Genomic DNA, 17,293 nt, shown 5'->3' on the forward strand with positions numbered 1-17,293 from the left:
GATGGGGAAGCGAAAGCAATTGACAAAGTGGAGCGGCTGTTTTAATATTTAGACACGATAGTAAACGCTTACCAAACCTCGAGCTTAGGATGAGATTGATGGAAAAAATTACTTTAAAAACATTAGCGGACTTATTTCAAGTCTCCCCAAAGACCGTATCCAAAGTGCTGAACCACAAGCCAGGCGTTCGGGAGGAGCTGCGTAAAGCCATTCTGAATAAAGCGGAAGAGCTTCATTATGTGCCGAATTTATTCGGGCGTGGCCTTCAAGGCGGCTCCATGAAAACGATCGGGGTTATTCTTTCCGATAATACGAGCCCCAATTATTCTACCGTACTGAAGGGGATCGAGGCTTCTGCTGATAAGCATGGGTATAATATCATTCTCTGTAATTCCAATGAGTCCAAAGAAACGGAGGAGCAGAAGATCCGTTTATTAACAGAGAAGCATGTTGAAGGGATCATTCTTGCTTCAGTTTCCTATACGACGGATGTGATGAAGCGTAAGTCCTTGCTGGGCTTGAAAAATCTTGGTATTCCTTATGTCTTGATCAGCCGGATGATCCATGACGAGGAGCCTCATGATATCGTGAAGACGAATGATATCGAAGGCGGCTACTTGGCAACTAAGTATTTAATGGATCGTGGCCATAGAGACATCATTTATTTGGCCAACAAATATTCGGTCACCTCGTCCCATGAAAGGCTGGTTGGCTTTAGAAAAGCATTGGAGCAGCAGGGGCTGCCGTTCAAGCAAGCGCACATTATTGATCAATGCGAGTCTACGATGGAAAGTGGTTATAAGGTCATGCAGGCTGTCTTGGCGGAATGTAAGGACTTTACTGCTGTTCTGGCTTTTAATGATTTGATCGCTGTTGGTGCCATGTCCGCGATCCAGGAAAAGGGCTATCGTATTCCCGAAGATATCGCAGTAATAGGCTACGATGACATTGAATATGCTAAGTTTACGAATCCCCCGTTAACTACCATTCGGCAGGATGCAGATCGAATTGGCCACTTGGCTATGGATGTTCTCCTGAATAAAATTAACAATCCGGATGCGGAGCAGCAGCAAATCTATTTACCGCCGCAATTTATTGAAAGAAGCTCGGTGTAATTGTATATAATTGCTTGCTGAATCTTTTTTTTGGGCACAAGGTAAACGTTTACCATTCTTTCTAAAAGAGGAGCTGTGTAGCATGTCCATGGTATTAAAAACAGAAATCGTTGAGTCTACTCGAATTACAAGCGGGGAGGGGCAATTCTTTTTTGGCTATTACGATAACCCGGCGTTCAGCGAGAACGGTCAGTATCATCTGTATCATAGGTTGGACTTTATGAACCGCCTCCAAGCACCTGGAGATCAAATCGAGCTCGGGATGATTGAGCTCAACACAGGACGAATGATCCCGCTCATCGAGACAAGGGCATGGAATTTTCAACAAGGCTCCATGCTCCAATGGGATCCGAATGCGCCGAATGAGCAAATTTTGTTCAATTCGCTCAAGGATGGTGCCTATCGAGGAACCGTGATGAATATCCATACGGGCGATATCCGGTATTTGGATGCCCCGATTGCCAATGTAGATCCGACTGGAAACTATGCGGTAAGCATTAATTTCAGCCGAATGTTTAATTATCGCCCAGGCTACGGATATGTCGATATTGCAGATCCTTATTTGAACCAGAACCACCCTGCGGATGATGGGATCAGGCTGATCGACCTTCAATCAGGAGCAAGCAAGCAGGTGCTCAGCCTCGATGAAATATGGAATTTTATTGAGCCGATCTATAGGCTCGAGGAAGCGAAGCTGACGCTTAACCATATTAATTTCAATACGGATGGCACACGGTTTGTCTTCCTGGCACGATCCAAGCAAGGCCCTGACCAGCGGCGGGTTACCGCAACGTTAACCGCTAATGCGGATGGAAGCGGCTTGCATGCCTTGTCCACCTACGAATACGCATCCCATCTGCATTGGAAGGACCCCGTGCATCTGCTGCTGCATAGTGCGAACGGGGAAGGTGACCAGCTGTATTTGTACCCCGATGGAACGACAGATGAACCGGTTGCGATCGACAAGGATTACTTCCTGGAGGATGGCCATTGCAGCTATTCACCGGACAGGGCATGGGTGTTGTATGACAGCTACCCCGACGAGCAGGACTACCGCCATTTGTATCTGTACCAGCCTGCCAGCAAAAAAGGCATCACGCTCGGCTCCTATTATTCCGATCCGCTGCTGAATAAAGCGATCGGCGATAGCGGCACCGATATCCGCTGCGACCTGCATCCCCGGTGGAACCGGGAAGGAACAGGCATCACCTTCGACTCGATGCATGAAGGCTCTCGACACATCTACGCGATGGACCTGCGCGAGGTGATGGCTACGTATCATTAGTGAGGTTACTTGTGCTTTTTCGATAATCTACATCAGTGCCCTCTTCCATCCGCGTAGGGGGCTTTTTCTTATTCAATCTAGGACACAACGAAAAAAAGTATAAAACGGATGCGCGGGAAGTGTATGGTTCGGTTCCGGTGAAGCGTGTAGTCTGGAAATATCCTTAATTGGAGCCACTTAAATGAAGATAAGAAAGAGGGATCAAGATGAGCAAACAAGCAGGACCATTAGCTGAACAATTGATGGCAAATCTATTAAACAACCCGGCGTTGGTAGCCGTATGGGATTTTCAGGAGGAGGCCGGCAAGCCACGCCTGTCTCAAGGCAAGCAAATCTATACGCTGCAGGAGATGTCCGCCGAGCCAATCCAGCGAGTGGAAGAAGGCATACTGGGCGACTACAGCGCCAGATTGGAATTCGGGCAGTGGCTTAATCTGCCTAGAAAAGATTGCCCTGAGCTTAATTTTAGCGGAGCATCAAGCGATTTGACAATTGTAGCGTGGGTGAAGCGGAGCGAGCGGGAGGATCGTGGCTGCCAGGCCGTTGCCGGGATGTGGAACGAATCCAAGAAGCAACGGCAATATTGCATGTTTTTGGATCTGCAAATATGGGACAGCAAGGATCAGATTGGCGGTCATGTGTCGGCTATAGGCGGTCCAACGCCCGGCTATAAATATTGCATGACGACGGCTCTTGGCAGCACAGCCGTCAGCAAGGAAGAATGGCATTGCTTAGCATTTACCTACGATGGCACCTTTGCCCGCTGCTATCTGGATGGCAAGCTTGATGAGCGCGAAGGCTTCAATCCTTATTTGTACGAGGGCGGCTTGTTTGATGGCGGTGAGGATGGCGCGGATTTTACCGTAGGCGCGGTGGATCGGTCAGGCGTACCCGGCAATTTTTACAGCGGCTTGCTGGGAGGGCTTGCGGTATTCAACCGTGCTTTGTCAGAACAGCAAATCGCAGATTTGCAGCGGTTTATGCCAAAAGCATAAGGCGGTTAGCACATGATCAGCAGCACCTTGCAGAGCCATCTAAATTGTGGCGAATGCTAGCGGAGTGGCAGGGGTGTTATGGAGATAGCGAAGCGGTGCCTACACGCTTTCTGTAAGAAAGCGACTTCGTAAGCATAGGCTGTTCATGGATTTTTACCTCTAAATGGTTCATACAATCAAAAAACCTTGAACAACAGTAATCGGAGGAATAGTGAATAACAAGCGGAGCGGCAGGGGTGTTATGGAGATAGCGAAGCGGTGCCTTTGTTCATGGATTTTTACCTCTAAATGGTTTATACAATCAAAAATCCTTGAACAACAGTAATCGGAGGAATACCAGTGGTCCTTATTCACCTCACTTCTCCCATTGACGAAAACCTTATAAATCTTCTATGATGCAAACGTGGCTACAAAATTACGGCTTTCAAGGGAGGGCTCCAGATGTATACGATGATGCTTGTGGAAGATGAGACGATTATTCTTGAGGGACTGAAGGCTTGTCTGGACTGGCCCTCTCTTGGAATTGAGATTATCGGGGAAGCGGCTGACGGAGCGGCTGCGCTGAAATTAGCGCAGGCGCTGCGGCCTGATATTATTTTAACGGATGTAGTGATGTATGGTATGGACGGGATCGAATTCGTGAGCAGGCTGCGTGATGAGGCGATGGAAAAGCAGCCCCAGGTCATTGTGATCAGCGGGCATGAGAATTGGTCGTATATGAAATCGGCACTGCAGCTTAAGGTCACGGACTATTTGCTGAAGCCATTCGATACCGAGGAGCTCCAGCAGGTGATTATTAAAGCGAAAAAAGCTTGCGACGCGGACCGCGACCATAATGAAAGCATCAGAAAGCTGGAGATTCAGGTTAGCAGCTCCCAATCACTCGTGATGGAGCGCTTTCTACAGGACTGCTGCCTGAGCAAGCAAACGCCTGAGGAATGGTCGATCCATGGCGAATATCTCGATATGGAGGCATTGCAGCAGCAAGCGCCCTTCCGTGCCGTTTATTTGGAATGTTTGCCTGGCTACGCGCCCCTCCAGGAGGGGATTAAAGAGAAGCTGCGGCTGCTGCATATTTTCCCTCTAGGCAAGGGCAAATATGGCGGATTGGCTGACCGCACAAGCGGACTGGATGAGCCAGCCAAGCGGCAATGGATCCATGATCAGCAGATCAAGCTGCGCGTGGGCTCCCCGGTGAACAGCCTGGAGCAAATCCATGAATCGTTCAGACAAGCAAGAACCTCAATGATCCAGCGTTCTCTGCTCAGCGAAAGCGAGGGAAAGAGCTACAGTGACAGCGAGCCGTGGGATCACGAGCAGCCGAAGCTTTCCCCGCAGCTACAGGCCGAGCAGGAGCAGTTTTTCGAGCGCAAAGCGGCGCTGGAGGAAGCGGTCATCACGGAGCTTGAGAACAATGACCAGATGAATAGGGTATATTCAATCCGCTTATACTTTGACTGGTTTCGCAAATTTGATCGGCAGCAGGTACCCTATTTGCAAGCATTTTGCGGCATTTTGCTGATGCAGATCAAGCAGCGCTTCGCCGTGCTGGTGGAATCGGGTAATGTCGATTTTGTTTCGGAAAGTATAGAAGCGATGGGTAGCTGTCTCACCGATGAGGATTTAGAAGAATACATGGTGAACCTGTTGGATCATTTGGCCGACCTGATTCACAGCAAGCCTGACCAACGCAAAGTCGTCCGCAGTATTATGGACTTGAATTCATAGCTTGTACATGGAGGAGCTGTCAATTTCCTATTTGGCGGCCAAGGTGCATTTATCGCCGAACTATTTGGCTACATTATTTAAGAAGGAAGCGGGGACTACTTTAAACGACTATGTGACCAGGACGCGGATTTACCATGCCAAGAGGCTGCTTTCGGAGAGTAACCTGCTAATTCAGGAAATTGCTGAGAAGGTAGGCTATAAGGACGTTAAATATTTTACCAAGCTGTTCAAAAAAGAGGTCGGAGACAGCCCGAGAGCGTACCGTGACCAATGATAAAAAATACGGTCCTGCGTCGTCTGTCACTCTTTGATGGCCGCATCAAGCTGCGGCACAAGCTGCTTATTGCCTTTATCCTGATTGTGCTGGTCCCCACGCTTAGCATTGGTTTTTTTTCTTACCAAAAATCCTCCTCAATCATCCAGGAGCAGACCAGCCATGCTTATTTGGAGGCGCTTCGGCAAACCTCGATTAATATTGCCTACCGGCTGAGAGAAGTGGAAAATATTTCGGAGCTGATCTACACCAATGAGAAGCTGCAAAAAATTGTTCGCAAAGCGGCGTCCCAAGAGCTGTCCATATCCGAGGTATATGAGGACTACAAAAGCTTAACCGAGATTATTACGAATCTGGAGAAAAATCGCAATATTTTCCGTATCCGCTTATTTGTGCCGGGCAATCCGCTGTATGCAACAGAGAATCGCAATATTTTCACCTCTACCAAAGAGGATGCACAAAAGCTGAATGACGAATTGCTAGGCCAGCCTGGGCTTATGAAATGGAGCTATGTCGGGCAGCAAGCCTATTTATCGAGTGGCTACAAATCAGTCATTTCGCTGCATCGGTTAATGAAGGATTTTGACCAGGTTAATAATGTGCTTGGCGCTGTGGCGATTGATATGGATGAGAATACGTTAAATGAAGTGTTGCGGGATATGAGCCTTTCCCTCCCCTATCAGGCGATGCTCGTCAATAAGGACTCGTTGATTACAGCCTATACGAATAAGCAGGATACACCAGCTATTGGCTGGGAGGAGCTCAAGCAGAAGCTGCAAAGCCAGCCTATGGTAAGCCAAGGCTACCAAAAAATCGGCATCCAAGGAAAACCGTACCTGTATTTGGTTTATCCAGTGGAGCAGCTCGATTGGAAGCTGGTTGTGCTGATTCCGACTATGAATATTACGGACCAGAGCACGCTGTTGGGCATATTTATTTTTGGCCTGACTTTACTATTAATAGCTGTGGCAATTGCGTTGTCGATTCTGTTATCGGGCAAAATCACGCACCGGATTCATATTTTGGCTGAGAAAATGAAAGGCATTGAGCAGGGGAATTTCGGGGAAATGGTAGAGGTTAGCGGCAATGACGAAATTTCGCTGCTGCAGCGGCGTTTTAACCGGATGTCTGCGGAAATCAATAACCTGATCGAGGAAGTATACAAAATTACGATCAGCAAGCAGCAGGAAGAGATGAAGGTGCTGGAGGGGCGCATTAACAGTCACTTTCTTTACAATACATTGGATACGGTGAAGTGGATGGCATTTCGCAATAACGAGCCGGACATTGTGCAAATTGTGACGAGCTTGTCCAAATTTTTCAGGATTAGCTTAAATAAAGGAAATGATATCCTGACAGTAGAAAAAGAATTGGAGCATGTGGGTGCTTACATGGACATCCAAAATGTCCGCTTCGACGGCTTGCTGGGGTTTCATACCGATATCGATGCTGAGTTGTCGAGCATGCAGATCATTAAGCTCATTGTGCAGCCGGTCGTGGAGAATGCAATTATTCATGGCATTAACAAAAAGCCGGATAAACAGGGGAACATTTCAATTAAGGGAACCATCATCGGGGATTTTATCGAATTTACGGTCATTGACGATGGAGTAGGGATGGATCGTGACACCGTTGCGACTTTATTTGAGGAGACGGGAACCGGCTACGGCTTGCGTAATGTGCACCAGCGGCTCGTGCTTTCCTATGGCCAGGATTGTGGTGTGGCGGTTTGGAGCAAGCCGGGGATGGGCACGGCGGTTAAGCTGACTTTACGAAAGGAAAGGCGGGTCTTCCTGGTATAGACCAGATCACACATAAGTGAGTAGAATAGTGCACCTATTCGTAGCTTTGCCCCGTTACCGGGGCTTTTATTTTTGTGTATGATAAACGTATAAACAATATGTAAGCGATACCAATAAGCATGGACAGAAGAAAGGAGGGCTACCTTGTATGGAAAATGTAAATGTGAAAGCACAACAGAAAGTAGAACGCACCCAAGCTAAACGGCGAACCTGGCTAAAGGATTTGCGGCAGGATTACGATCTGTATTTGCTGCTGTTGCCAGGGCTGTTAGTTTTATTGCTGTTTAAATATACACCAATGTTTGGTGTTGTGATCGCTTTCAAGGATTATAATTTGTTTGATGGCATTTGGGGCAGCCCGTGGGCGGGATTCAAGTATTTCCAGGAGCTTTTTGATAGTCCGAAATTTTATACAGTGCTGGGCAATACGTTACTGATCAATTTTTATAAGCTATTTTTTCAGTTTCCCTTGCCGATTGTACTTGCCTTGATGATTAATGAGGTACGCCATCTGGCTTTCAAGCGTTTAACACAGACGATTACGTATTTGCCACATTTCTTGTCATGGGTTATCATCAGCGCGATTTTTATCAATCTGCTTTCACCGCAAACGGGAATTTTAAGAGAAGTATTCGCTTTTCTCGGCCTGCAAAATGTGCTGGTGATCGCTGACGAACGGTTTTTTCGTAGCCTGTTGGTCGTTTCGGCTGCATGGAAGGAGACAGGCTGGTCCTCAATCATTTACCTGTCGGCGATTGTCTCGATTGACCCACAGCAATACGAAGCAGCCAAGATGGATGGCGCAGGCAAGCTGCGGCAAATCTGGCATGTGACCCTGCCCGGTATTCGCAGTGTTATCGTATTTATCATTATGCTGCGGATCGGCAATGCTTTATCGAATGATCTGGAGCAGGTGCTTATGTTCTACAGCCCGCTTGTCTACAATGTGGGGGATGTAATTGGAACCTATGTATACCGTGTTGGACTTGGCGAGATGAAATACAGCTTCACCACGGCTATTGGGCTGTTCCAGTCGCTAATCGCGATGATCCTGATTATAACGGCTAATGCCGTTAGTAAAAAATTCGGCGAGCGCAGCTTATGGTAAAGAAAGGGGGAGGGCATCATGCGCTTAAAAACAAAAAATGAAATCGCATTCGAGCTATTTAATTACATTATTTTATGTATGATCATTTTGCTGTGCTTAATTCCTGTGCTGAACATTGTTGCCAAATCCTTCAGCCAAGAGGGGGCCGTCATAGCGGGAGATGTATTCATATGGCCGATTGGCTTCCACTTGGATGCGTATAGAGTAGTACTGGGGAGCCAGAAGTTTTTAAGCTCATTTGGGAATTCGGTCTTTATAACCGTAGTCGGCACGATTATTAATGTTACACTTACCGTATTTACCGGCTATGCGCTGTCACGCGGCAGGCTTAGAGGGCAAAAAGCGATTATGATGCTGTATGTGTTTACGATGCTGTTTGGAGCGGGGTTAATTCCAACCTATCTCGTTATTAAAAGCTTAGGGCTACTCGACACATTATGGGCTTTGATTATTCCGACGCTCGTAAGCCCTTTCAATATGATTATTGTCCGGCTGTATTTCTACAGTATCCCGGACAGTTTAGAGGAATCCGGCAAGATGGATGGCGCAGGCAATCTGCGAATCCTGTTCTCGATTATGATCCCACTGGCCATGCCGGTTATCGCGACGATTGGGCTGTTCTGTGCGGTTGAATATTGGAATAGCTATTTTGACGCTTTGATGTATATCAACAATTATAAGCTGCTGCCGTTGCAGGTGTTTCTCAGAGAAATGATTCTCAGCGCGTCGGATGCAAGCAATAATGTGGATGTACTTGCACAGGTACATGTCTCGCTGGAATCGATTCGTGGTGCTACCGTAGTAGCGGCAACATTGCCGATTGTTATCGTATACCCGTTCCTGCAAAGATATTTTGTGAAAGGGATTGCGCTTGGAGCTGTAAAGGGTTAAATGTTACATGAAGAAGGCTAAACTCGCAACAATGGCCGAAGGGTTGAACCCGAAGTACGGTGAATAGCAGCCATTCTGCTGAGCATCGCTGTGCTTCGTAAACTAATAAATATAAGGGGATGAACAAAATGAAAGCGGTCACGAAAAAATCAAACATCAAAAAAAGCGTAAGTATTTTGCTGCCTACTGTATTTCTAGGTCTGTCACTTGCAGGCTGCGGGGGAGCGACAAGCACACCACAAGCAAGCACGAGCCCAAGCGGGCAGCCAGCAGCAGGAGGAGCCAAGCCAACCATCAAGCTGCTAGTTCCCAACAATGTAGAGGAATTTCCAAGCGGCTCCGATGTTAATAACAATGAAATCGTCAATGCGATCCGCGAAAAAACTGGCTACAACACGCAATGGGAGCTGCTGCCCAAGGATGCTGAAGCGGCAAGGCAAAAGCTGAACGTGCTCATGGCATCCGGAGACACACCGGATATTATCGTCATCGGCGACAAGCCGACCTTCGGGAGCTTCCTGCAGCAAGGACTGCTAACTCCATTGGATCCGCTTCTGGACGAGGTTGGTCCCAACATCAAAGGATCCTTAACACCCGAGCAGTGGAAATCCGCGTCCTATGACGGCAAAATTTATGCAATCCGTACGGTAACCTTTAATACACCGACAAAGGGGCTTATGGCTAGGAAGGATTGGCTGGATGCTGCTGGAATTAAGGAACCGAAAACACTGGATGAATTTTATGCGGCTTTAAAAGCTTTGAAAGAGAAAAAGCCGGATGCGGTACCATTTGGCGGTGCCTTGGCGCAGGGTGGTGGCGACCTTACTTCGCTTGAGGCGATTGCAGGCGCTTTCGGACAGGCTGTCGATTACTCGGCCACAGATGGTAAGGTTGTTTATAACCCGGTTACTGATGATGCTAAAGAGTTTTTGACTTTTGCTAACAAGCTTTACAGTGAAGGCTTGCTGGATAAGGAATCATTGGTCAACAAAAATGACAATCTAAAGGAAAAGCTCGTCAGTGGCAAAGCGGCAATGTCCACCATTGGCTGGCCGGATGCCAAGACAATTGACGATGCGTTGAAAAGCAAAGAGCCCAATTCCAAGCTCGTGTACATTGACCCACCAACAGGTAAAAATGGGATGTCCGGTGTAGCTAAGGCGACCTCGACAACTAAATATTTTGTGATTCCTAAATTCAGCAAAAACGCCAAGGAAGCTATCAAATTCCTAAATAAAATATCCGAGAAGGAAATTATCGACTATATTTCATTTGGTGAGGAAGGCAAGCATTATAACAAGAAGGATGGCCAGTTTATCGCTACTAAGGAAGCGGAAAGCATTCGGTACCGTGTGTACTACAACCTATTTGATACTGTAGAGCTAGGTACACAACGGATGCAGCAAAAAGGCTTTGCTCCTTATTTCGAGCCAACCATTAAATATTCGAAGTACGAAAATGTACTGGATATGGTGCCTCCGATTGAAGCGGTCGACAAGAAAACCAAAGAGCTACTTGATCTGAAAAAGGAATACTATTTGAAAATCATTTCCGGTGCGCTGCCGTTAACGGCATTCGACGAGTATGTATCCAAGTGGAAAAAAGCGGGAGGGGAAGAAGTACTGAAGGCTTTGAATGACGCTTATAATGTGAAGAAGTAGTGGATCAGCAGTAAACGATTAAAAACACCTCCTCAACAGTTTACGCCAATCACGGAAGGAACTGATCTGTAAGTGGTCAGATCTTCCGTTGTTTGGCATTATGCTGAGTCACCCTATGGAGTAAAGCAATAGAAATCAGATCCCGTTTTGCTTAAATTTAAATACGATGCTTGCGCCGGAATTCCGAAGGGTTGATGCCCATTTTTTTTGTAAACAGCCGGCTAAAGTAAAAGCCGTTCTGGTAGCCGCATTGCACAGCGATATCATCAAGCGTGTGCAGGGATTCCAGCAGTAGCCTGCGCGCTTTTTGTAGCCTGATCTGTGTTGCATATTCAACGGGAGTCGAGGAGAAGGTGGACTGAAAGCGACGTGTTAACTGCGAAGCGCTAAGTCCAATGCTTTGCGAAAGCTGCTGCATCGACAATTCAGTCTCACAGGCGTGCTGCTGAATATAAGCGGCCGCTTCGTGCATTAAAGGGTCAGCGGTGCGCTGCTGCAGCTGCGACGAAACCCTCCCCTCTCTGGCTGTTAGAAAAAGAAGGTCGCTTATCAGATGCGCTTCAGCTTCAGCTCTGGCTGCTGGTGCCTCATCGCGCAATTCCTTCAGGAATTGGAACGTCGAGGAGAGCCGTTCCAGATCATGTATTTTTACCTTGCCTGCAGGCCAGGAACCGTACACTTCAAATTCAATAAAATGAAAGGCGGTTGGCTCCAGCATATACCTGCGCAGCGTTTGACCAGCTGGACAAAAGACGAGGTCGCCCAGAATGGCCTCTTGAGTAGGCGGGCTGCCATCTAGCGAGTAAAGAAAACGGCCTGAATGTGCTGCCAATATCACCCAATGCTGATAAGTATCCTCGGCGAGCATAAACTCCTTCAGGCTGTGGCTGTAATGATAACGCCTAACTCTAAGATTTCCAAAGCTTTTCATGAAAATCACCACATTTCTGCAAAAAAGTATATAAATTATAGTAAACCAATGCATGTAAAAAGTAAATAATTGCTTGTATGATTGAGTTGTGAGCAAGAATAATTATAACCACTACATGCTTAAAAAGTGAAAGGGGAACTTCAAATGAAACGTTTAAATTTTCTTACCTATGAGCAATTACAAAGCTATAAGGACACAGGCTATTTGGTACTGCGGGATGTGTTTACACCTAGCGAGGCAACATTGATGCAGGTTGAATGCGACCGCCTAATGACTTTGGAGGACTACACCGATCCCAAAAATATTCGTGCAGGCCATAAAAAATATGCGAACGGTGACATTAAGCTGGAAAGAATGGATCCATGTCACGACATCTCATCCGTATTTGATAAGCTTGTCAACGATGAACGGATCTTAGCTCCCTTGCGTGACCTATACTTGGATGAGCCGTTATTGTTTAAAGATAAGCTCATTTTTAAGCTTCCGGGAGCCAATGGATATTCCATGCATCAGGATGGTTCATGGTGGCAGGGATTTCCAATTGAGGGCTTAATCTCTGTGATGATTGCTATTGATGGAGCGAGCAAGGAAAATGGCGGCTTGGAGCTGTTTCCCGGGTATCATCAGAAGCTGCTTTCGACAGAGGGTGAATTACGTAATATGAACGAAGAGGAAATTGCTGGAGTGGATCCAAGATCAGGTGAAATTGTGGAGACACGACCCGGCGATATTATTATTTTTCATTCCTTCACCCCGCATCAAAGTGGCGTGAATTTGTCAGAGAAAAGCCGCAAGCAAATGTATCTAACCTATTCACCTGCCAAAAACGGCCAGCTTTACAAGGCGCATTACCAGCATTACCAGCGTTATAACCTAAAGGGCAAAGATCCTGCAGAGTATTATTTCTACTAAGTAAGAAACTTAACGCTAAGAAACCTAGATGGTATTATGAGGCTGTCCCAAAAGGGCAAATACGGATGAGCCTGTCCCAAATTGCAAGCAAAAGAACCTCCTTATCCACGATTTAAGTGGAGTGGAGGTTCTTTTTGCACCGAATTCATTTCAAAGTAGAGTTTGTTACATAATCATCCTACATCACCAAGGCAAAGCCTCGCCCATATGGAAAAAGCCGCCGGTCGGCCCGTCGTCTGGAAGCGTTGCAAGGAGAATACTCGTCAGGCTTCCGTCCTCAATTCCAAGCGGCGCCAACTTACCGCCCAGCTCGCTCTGCACCCAGCCCGGATGTGCGGAATTGACTTTGATGGTTGTATCCCTTAATTCATGCGCTAAGTGAACCGTAAACGCATTAAGCGCCGTTTTGGTTGCATTGTAGGCAAACGCTTTGAGCGAATAGATGGGTGAAGCAGGATTGGCATGGAGAGTTAGTGACCCCAATACACTGGAAAGATTAACGATTCTGCCTGATGCAGATTTATGGATTAATGGCAGTAATGCCTGTGTCAGCCGAACCTGGGCAAAGAAGTTGATATCAAACGTCTCCCGGAGCTGTTCCATAGGAAGCTTGCTTGTCTCGTTCTCCCCGATATCCGACGCGCTTGGAGCCTCTACCATAATGCCGGCATTATTGACCAGGATATCTAATTTTCCGTGACGATTAGCAATATAGTCATAAGCGGTCTGGTCGTCTTCCGGCCGTTTTAAATCGTTAAGCAGAAATTCGGCGGCTAGCCCTTCGACTCGCAGTGACTCGGCGGCGGCTTCACCTTTTTCAGTGTCTCGTGCTCCGATAATGACCGTTGCCCCAAGCTTGGCAAGCCCCCGTGCCGTCTCCAGGCCGATTGCCCGGTTGGCTCCGGTTATAAATGCTACCTTGCCTTGTAAATTCGTCTTTTGGTTCTCCATGTTTAATTGCCTCCTTTTATGATTGAAAATACAAGGGTTGATCTACTCCTTCTATTGAGAACGATCGGTGCAGAAAAGATAAAAAAATTTAGTCCAGCATAGCGAGCGCACCGTCTATGATTGCTCGCAGCTGGACGTGGTCCGTCGCAACCCTAGCCTGAACACGCAAACCGACCCAAGCATTGGCCAGTGTTAGAGCCAGCCTGCGGGCATCGTGCCGGGCTTCGATTTCTCCAGACTGTTGCCCATACTGCACAAGCTCCAACAGCAGCTGTTCTGAGTTTGAGAAAGTTCTTTTCACACGGGAAGCTGTTTCGGGGTCACGAAGAGCTAGCTCTGTCGCAGAATTCACGATCATGCAGCCTTTCGGGCGGGAACCGTCGTCGATCAGTGAGTATTCGAATAATCCACGAATAGCCTGCTTAGCAGAAGGCTCTGCCTTTGACTTCCTGATAAGCGGTTCGCCAATCGTATCCGCATAACGATCCAATGCCTTCAGAAAGAGAGAATGCTTGTCACCGAACGTATCATACAGGCTTCGCTTGTGAACGCCCATCCCTTCGACAAGATCCTGCATGGATGTATGCTCGTAGCCTTGCTCCCAAAACAGCCTCATGGCCTTGCCCAAGACCTCATCTGTGTCGAATTGTTTGCTTCTGGCCATGCCTGCACCCCCTTGTTATGAGATAACAATATCATATTGAGAACGATCGGTAAAGATAAAATTTTGCAGGGATGCCTCATGATTATGGGACAGCCGCTTTTTACATGACATCAATTAAATCTTTATCTTACAAATAACTACAAAATAAATGTATCCAATTTTTTCTTGATTTGTTACAATGATGAGGAAAAATTAATCTGGGGGCGCTAGTGTGAGTAATTCTAAAGTATTGAAATGGGTGACAGGAGGACTTGAACTGTTTTTGGCAATTCCTGTTTTAGGCGGTTTCGTTGTATTGGGGACCTCGTACCTGGCTTTAGTAGTTATGTTTGCTTTACATATAATAACTTTAGTCCTTTCCTCCCAGAATAAAGAGCCTATATATGGATCTGTTGTAGGCATTGTAACTTCCTTACTAGCTTGGATTCCATTTGTAGGCTGGATTTTACATTTAACCTCGGGAGTCCTACTCATGGCGACGGCTGCTCAAAAACCGAAGGAATATTAATCTTGACCCCTTTTATTCAACAAATAAAAGCACCGGTTCAAATCGTAATTTTACGATTTGAACCGGTGCTTTTGAATTCAGGATATCCATTTATTTAATTACAGCCTAAGCTGTTACATATTTATTTTGGAACTCTTGTTCGGTTTTAGTCAAATAAAGAACGCCTTCGATTATACCAATGATTGAAGGGATTATTGCCCAGCAGAATACGAGGTATAAAATACCCATTCCAGGTTTACCTAAGTAAAACTTGTGAGCACCAATTCCGCCCAATAAAATAGCGAGAATACCTGCAGTAACTTTTGATTTCATCGTTATCGCTCCCTTAATCATGTTCTTGCTCTTGCAAGTTAATTCATATATTAATGCAATAATGCCGACTATACATGTAACTAAAGTTATAGTGCTACATTATATCGACAAAAAATTTAATTTTATTACTATTTAGTGATAAATATGACTTTAGTTACATACTTTTTAAGTGAATTTGAAATATAATAGGTTCTTTTTTGTGAAAAATATAAAATTTTTAGTAATAATCTGTAAATTAAGGGAGTAACTCTTATATCTGATTGAAGCTTGAGGAAAGACTGCGGTTTTTTGGCGTAATAGCTATATAGGAAAAGGGAGGATGGAAACTCAAATCAAAGGTTAGGGGATCAATCATGATTTACTTGAAACCATATGAACCAGATAGGGTGGTGTTGGATGCGATAAAAGGCGGAAGTGGCGTTACGGTCACGGAGAGTGGGGATTTGGATTATGTTCCAGCCGGAAGCTGATGAGCAGTCGGATGTGGTCTTTTATCCGTGGGCTCGTTCGCCCCGTGAGCTATGCACCGTTAGCAAGCCTGCTAGCGCAGGGAGGCTATTGCACGTGGATCGTGAATGCCTTTAAATCTCGCTGTGATGGGGTCAAACAAGGCTGATGCGATTATCGAAGCACAACAGACCGAGCCTTTGTGGTAGGCGAGCGCTCGCTTGGCGGTGTGATGGCTGCACGTTATGCCTTGAAGCATCCAAAGCGGCTGAAGGAAGTTTGGTTCTTGGCTTCATGCCCAGAAAAGAAAGGCAGTCTGCGTACAGCAGGGCTTCCGGCGGGCTTCGGAAGCTATGGTCCGCAGAGGGTGACCATGCTGCAAGCCAATGGCAGATAAAGCAGTGATCCTCGATAGCGAAGCGGCAGCTCATACAGGTCCAACCTCATTAGAGGGATGTATGCTGCAGGCTTTAGCTGGACTTCGTTCCTAGACAGTATCATCCTTGGCAGGATGGAGGGCTAAAGGCTCGCCATGTTTGTAATAAACATGGGGGTCCAAAATAATGAAAAAAATATGAACGAGATGATAACCGGACTCCCGTAGTATTTGGTTTATTGTGGCTGCTACGGCATCATGTACCTCTTGCTGCCTAGGAAACATAAGAATTTCCAAGCTATGTGGTACAGCGGTTATCGTTTCTGTAAGCAGGAGCTCAATTTTAACCATTTCTTGGGTAACGCCAACAAGCTGGGAAAATTCCGTTGCTATACGAGGAGCAATAGTTTGCAGGTAAGGCTTGGGAAATCCTTTAAAACGCAAATAAGGCATACAGATATCTCCCTAATTTTAAACTTATTTAGATTCGTCCAAATCGTACTATGGTTTCATTCTATTGTCAATGTGACTTAATGTGACTTAATATGACTAATTATAATAAGATTAGCAGATTTTCATATGCCGTTAGTTCTCTAATATGTTATAATTGGACTAACTCAAGAGTCGATAGACCTAATTTGAAATAAATAATCATTAACGGAGAGCATGAATCGATGTTTGCTCTTAAATTCTGCAAAATTGGTTGCCAAGGTGAACAGTTCCTGGAAGCTGGATCCCATGAGGGGTATGTTCCTCGATCACGCAGAGCCGGACGCGGCGTGGCTCAACGAGATGGCTGTGTACCACTTCTGCTCTGTGCCGATGGCCGCGGAGCCGTTCCGAGCGACAGCAGCCCTTGAGGCTGAAGGAGCTGTGCAATTAATTGCTTCTGGGCATGGGAGTGAAGGCGGTTATCGTAACCTTGGGCAAGGCTGGCGCTCTCACAACGACCACGCCGAGGTGTGCTCCGCGCATTGCCAACTATGGAAGAAATTGAAGAATTTTAATTGTTATAACCACATTCGATAATAGCAAACTTGTTGAAAGGCAAGGACGCAAAGCAATGGACCTAATGAGGAATCTATGGTCGCCATGCTACCGAAAATGGGAGAAAATAGATGGGCTTGTCATGAGGCATCTTTCCCTGTGTTCCGGGAGAGATGCTTTTTTTTTGGTTGCTATTGTAGGCAGGCAAACCAGCTCTATGTCACATTTGAAGGCCATGAAAAAAATTGTGGTGGGCATACTATTTTCAGGACGATTGCTGTGTGGAAAATTTTGTGTGTTGATGTGTATACCCCGGTACAGAATGAGAAGATTGACAAGGCTTGGA

Annotated in this window: 18 protein-coding genes and 1 riboswitch; of the genes, 13 read left to right on the top strand and 5 right to left on the bottom strand. The window is 46.3% G+C overall.

Annotated features, from left to right (window positions below; genetic code table 11):
• The first annotated feature begins 98 nt into the window (after positions 1-98).
• The 9 genes from G9U52_RS18875 (at position 99) to G9U52_RS18915 (ending at position 10,859) form a co-directional block, all read left to right on the top strand.
• The gene (locus G9U52_RS18875; RefSeq protein ID WP_166152181.1) at positions 99-1,115 is read left to right on the top strand and encodes a LacI family DNA-binding transcriptional regulator; all 1,017 of its coding nucleotides are present in this window, start codon (positions 99-101) and stop codon (positions 1,113-1,115) included.
• An 82-nt stretch (positions 1,116-1,197) separates the two neighbouring features.
• Positions 1,198-2,400: a TolB-like translocation protein gene (locus tag G9U52_RS18880; protein WP_166152182.1), complete on the top strand. Its 1,203-nt coding sequence runs from the start codon at positions 1,198-1,200 to the stop codon at positions 2,398-2,400.
• Between the two features lie 206 nt (positions 2,401-2,606).
• On the top strand, positions 2,607-3,395 hold the full coding sequence (locus G9U52_RS18885) for a LamG domain-containing protein (RefSeq protein WP_166152183.1): 789 nt from the start codon (positions 2,607-2,609) through the stop codon (positions 3,393-3,395).
• Positions 3,396-3,836: 441 nt separating this feature from the next.
• Positions 3,837-5,123 (top strand): response regulator, encoded by a 1,287-nt coding sequence (locus tag G9U52_RS18890; RefSeq protein ID WP_166152184.1) that lies wholly within the window; start codon positions 3,837-3,839, stop codon positions 5,121-5,123.
• Positions 5,124-5,130: 7 nt separating this feature from the next.
• On the top strand, positions 5,131-5,397 hold the full coding sequence (locus G9U52_RS18895; RefSeq protein WP_207953062.1) for a helix-turn-helix domain-containing protein: 267 nt from the start codon (positions 5,131-5,133) through the stop codon (positions 5,395-5,397).
• Positions 5,394-7,199, top strand: a complete 1,806-nt coding sequence (locus tag G9U52_RS18900; protein ID WP_166152186.1) for a cache domain-containing sensor histidine kinase — start codon at positions 5,394-5,396, stop codon at positions 7,197-7,199. The genes G9U52_RS18895 and G9U52_RS18900 overlap by 4 nt, the downstream gene beginning before the upstream one ends.
• A gap of 148 nt (positions 7,200-7,347) precedes the next feature.
• Positions 7,348-8,307 (top strand): ABC transporter permease, encoded by a 960-nt coding sequence (locus tag G9U52_RS18905; protein WP_166152187.1) that lies wholly within the window; start codon positions 7,348-7,350, stop codon positions 8,305-8,307.
• An 18-nt stretch (positions 8,308-8,325) separates the two neighbouring features.
• A complete protein-coding gene (locus tag G9U52_RS18910; RefSeq protein ID WP_166152188.1) occupies positions 8,326-9,198 on the top strand; it encodes a carbohydrate ABC transporter permease in 873 nt (290 codons plus the stop codon).
• A 128-nt stretch (positions 9,199-9,326) separates the two neighbouring features.
• Positions 9,327-10,859 (top strand): extracellular solute-binding protein, encoded by a 1,533-nt coding sequence (locus G9U52_RS18915; RefSeq protein WP_166152189.1) that lies wholly within the window; start codon positions 9,327-9,329, stop codon positions 10,857-10,859.
• A 157-nt stretch (positions 10,860-11,016) separates the two neighbouring features.
• On the opposite strand, the gene G9U52_RS18920 is transcribed toward G9U52_RS18915, so the two are convergent.
• A complete protein-coding gene (locus G9U52_RS18920; protein WP_166152190.1) occupies positions 11,017-11,790 on the bottom strand; it encodes an AraC family transcriptional regulator in 774 nt (257 codons plus the stop codon).
• Between the two features lie 144 nt (positions 11,791-11,934).
• Here G9U52_RS18920 and G9U52_RS18925 point away from each other — a divergent pair, with 144 nt between their 5' ends.
• Positions 11,935-12,702, top strand: a complete 768-nt coding sequence (locus tag G9U52_RS18925) for a phytanoyl-CoA dioxygenase family protein (RefSeq protein ID WP_166152191.1) — start codon at positions 11,935-11,937, stop codon at positions 12,700-12,702.
• 183 nt (positions 12,703-12,885) lie between these two features.
• Here the strand turns inward: G9U52_RS18925 and G9U52_RS18930 are convergent, their stop codons facing one another.
• Positions 12,886-13,653: an SDR family oxidoreductase gene (locus G9U52_RS18930; RefSeq protein WP_166152192.1), complete on the bottom strand. Its 768-nt coding sequence runs from the start codon at positions 13,651-13,653 to the stop codon at positions 12,886-12,888.
• Between the two features lie 88 nt (positions 13,654-13,741).
• The gene (locus tag G9U52_RS18935; RefSeq protein WP_166152193.1) at positions 13,742-14,317 is read right to left on the bottom strand and encodes a TetR/AcrR family transcriptional regulator; all 576 of its coding nucleotides are present in this window, start codon (positions 14,315-14,317) and stop codon (positions 13,742-13,744) included.
• Positions 14,318-14,528: 211 nt separating this feature from the next.
• Here G9U52_RS18935 and G9U52_RS18940 point away from each other — a divergent pair, with 211 nt between their 5' ends.
• Positions 14,529-14,825: a hypothetical protein gene (locus G9U52_RS18940; protein ID WP_166152194.1), complete on the top strand. Its 297-nt coding sequence runs from the start codon at positions 14,529-14,531 to the stop codon at positions 14,823-14,825.
• Positions 14,826-14,930: 105 nt separating this feature from the next.
• Here the strand turns inward: G9U52_RS18940 and G9U52_RS18945 are convergent, their stop codons facing one another.
• The gene (locus G9U52_RS18945) at positions 14,931-15,137 is read right to left on the bottom strand and encodes a TM2 domain-containing protein (RefSeq protein ID WP_166152195.1); all 207 of its coding nucleotides are present in this window, start codon (positions 15,135-15,137) and stop codon (positions 14,931-14,933) included.
• A gap of 649 nt (positions 15,138-15,786) precedes the next feature.
• On the opposite strand from G9U52_RS18945, the gene G9U52_RS18950 reads away from it, so the two are divergent.
• On the top strand, positions 15,787-15,981 hold the full coding sequence (locus G9U52_RS18950; protein ID WP_166152196.1) for an alpha/beta hydrolase: 195 nt from the start codon (positions 15,787-15,789) through the stop codon (positions 15,979-15,981).
• Positions 15,982-16,071: 90 nt separating this feature from the next.
• Here G9U52_RS18950 and G9U52_RS18955 read toward each other — a convergent pair whose 3' ends face one another.
• Positions 16,072-16,413: a DUF1904 family protein gene (locus G9U52_RS18955; protein ID WP_166152197.1), complete on the bottom strand. Its 342-nt coding sequence runs from the start codon at positions 16,411-16,413 to the stop codon at positions 16,072-16,074.
• A gap of 258 nt (positions 16,414-16,671) precedes the next feature.
• On the opposite strand from G9U52_RS18955, the gene G9U52_RS18960 reads away from it, so the two are divergent.
• The gene (locus tag G9U52_RS18960) at positions 16,672-16,989 is read left to right on the top strand and encodes a hypothetical protein (RefSeq protein ID WP_166152198.1); all 318 of its coding nucleotides are present in this window, start codon (positions 16,672-16,674) and stop codon (positions 16,987-16,989) included.
• A riboswitch (cyclic di-GMP riboswitch) is annotated at positions 16,981-17,063 on the top strand. (Overlaps the previous gene by 9 nt.)
• Positions 17,064-17,293 lie beyond the last annotated feature (230 nt).

The sequence above is a fragment of the Paenibacillus agricola genome (assembly GCF_011440305.1).
Lineage (GTDB): Bacteria > Bacillota > Bacilli > Paenibacillales > NBRC-103111 > Paenibacillus_S > Paenibacillus_S agricola.

Bases quoted from the DNA above. Each gene is read 5' to 3' on its own strand.
- G9U52_RS18875 (WP_166152181.1), top strand. From the start codon at position 99: ATGGAAAAAATTACTTTAAAAACATTAGCGGACTTATTTCAAGTCTCC.
- G9U52_RS18880 (WP_166152182.1), top strand. From the start codon at position 1,198: ATGTCCATGGTATTAAAAACAGAAATCGTTGAGTCTACTCGAATTACA.
- G9U52_RS18885 (WP_166152183.1), top strand. From the start codon at position 2,607: ATGAGCAAACAAGCAGGACCATTAGCTGAACAATTGATGGCAAATCTA.
- G9U52_RS18890 (WP_166152184.1), top strand. From the start codon at position 3,837: ATGTATACGATGATGCTTGTGGAAGATGAGACGATTATTCTTGAGGGA.
- G9U52_RS18895 (WP_207953062.1), top strand. From the start codon at position 5,131: ATGGAGGAGCTGTCAATTTCCTATTTGGCGGCCAAGGTGCATTTATCG.
- G9U52_RS18900 (WP_166152186.1), top strand. From the start codon at position 5,394: ATGATAAAAAATACGGTCCTGCGTCGTCTGTCACTCTTTGATGGCCGC.
- G9U52_RS18905 (WP_166152187.1), top strand. From the start codon at position 7,348: ATGGAAAATGTAAATGTGAAAGCACAACAGAAAGTAGAACGCACCCAA.
- G9U52_RS18910 (WP_166152188.1), top strand. From the start codon at position 8,326: ATGCGCTTAAAAACAAAAAATGAAATCGCATTCGAGCTATTTAATTAC.
- G9U52_RS18915 (WP_166152189.1), top strand. From the start codon at position 9,327: ATGAAAGCGGTCACGAAAAAATCAAACATCAAAAAAAGCGTAAGTATT.
- G9U52_RS18920 (WP_166152190.1), bottom strand. From the start codon at position 11,790: ATGAAAAGCTTTGGAAATCTTAGAGTTAGGCGTTATCATTACAGCCAC.
- G9U52_RS18925 (WP_166152191.1), top strand. From the start codon at position 11,935: ATGAAACGTTTAAATTTTCTTACCTATGAGCAATTACAAAGCTATAAG.
- G9U52_RS18930 (WP_166152192.1), bottom strand. From the start codon at position 13,653: ATGGAGAACCAAAAGACGAATTTACAAGGCAAGGTAGCATTTATAACC.
- G9U52_RS18935 (WP_166152193.1), bottom strand. From the start codon at position 14,317: ATGGCCAGAAGCAAACAATTCGACACAGATGAGGTCTTGGGCAAGGCC.
- G9U52_RS18945 (WP_166152195.1), bottom strand. From the start codon at position 15,137: ATGAAATCAAAAGTTACTGCAGGTATTCTCGCTATTTTATTGGGCGGA.
- G9U52_RS18955 (WP_166152197.1), bottom strand. From the start codon at position 16,413: ATGCCTTATTTGCGTTTTAAAGGATTTCCCAAGCCTTACCTGCAAACT.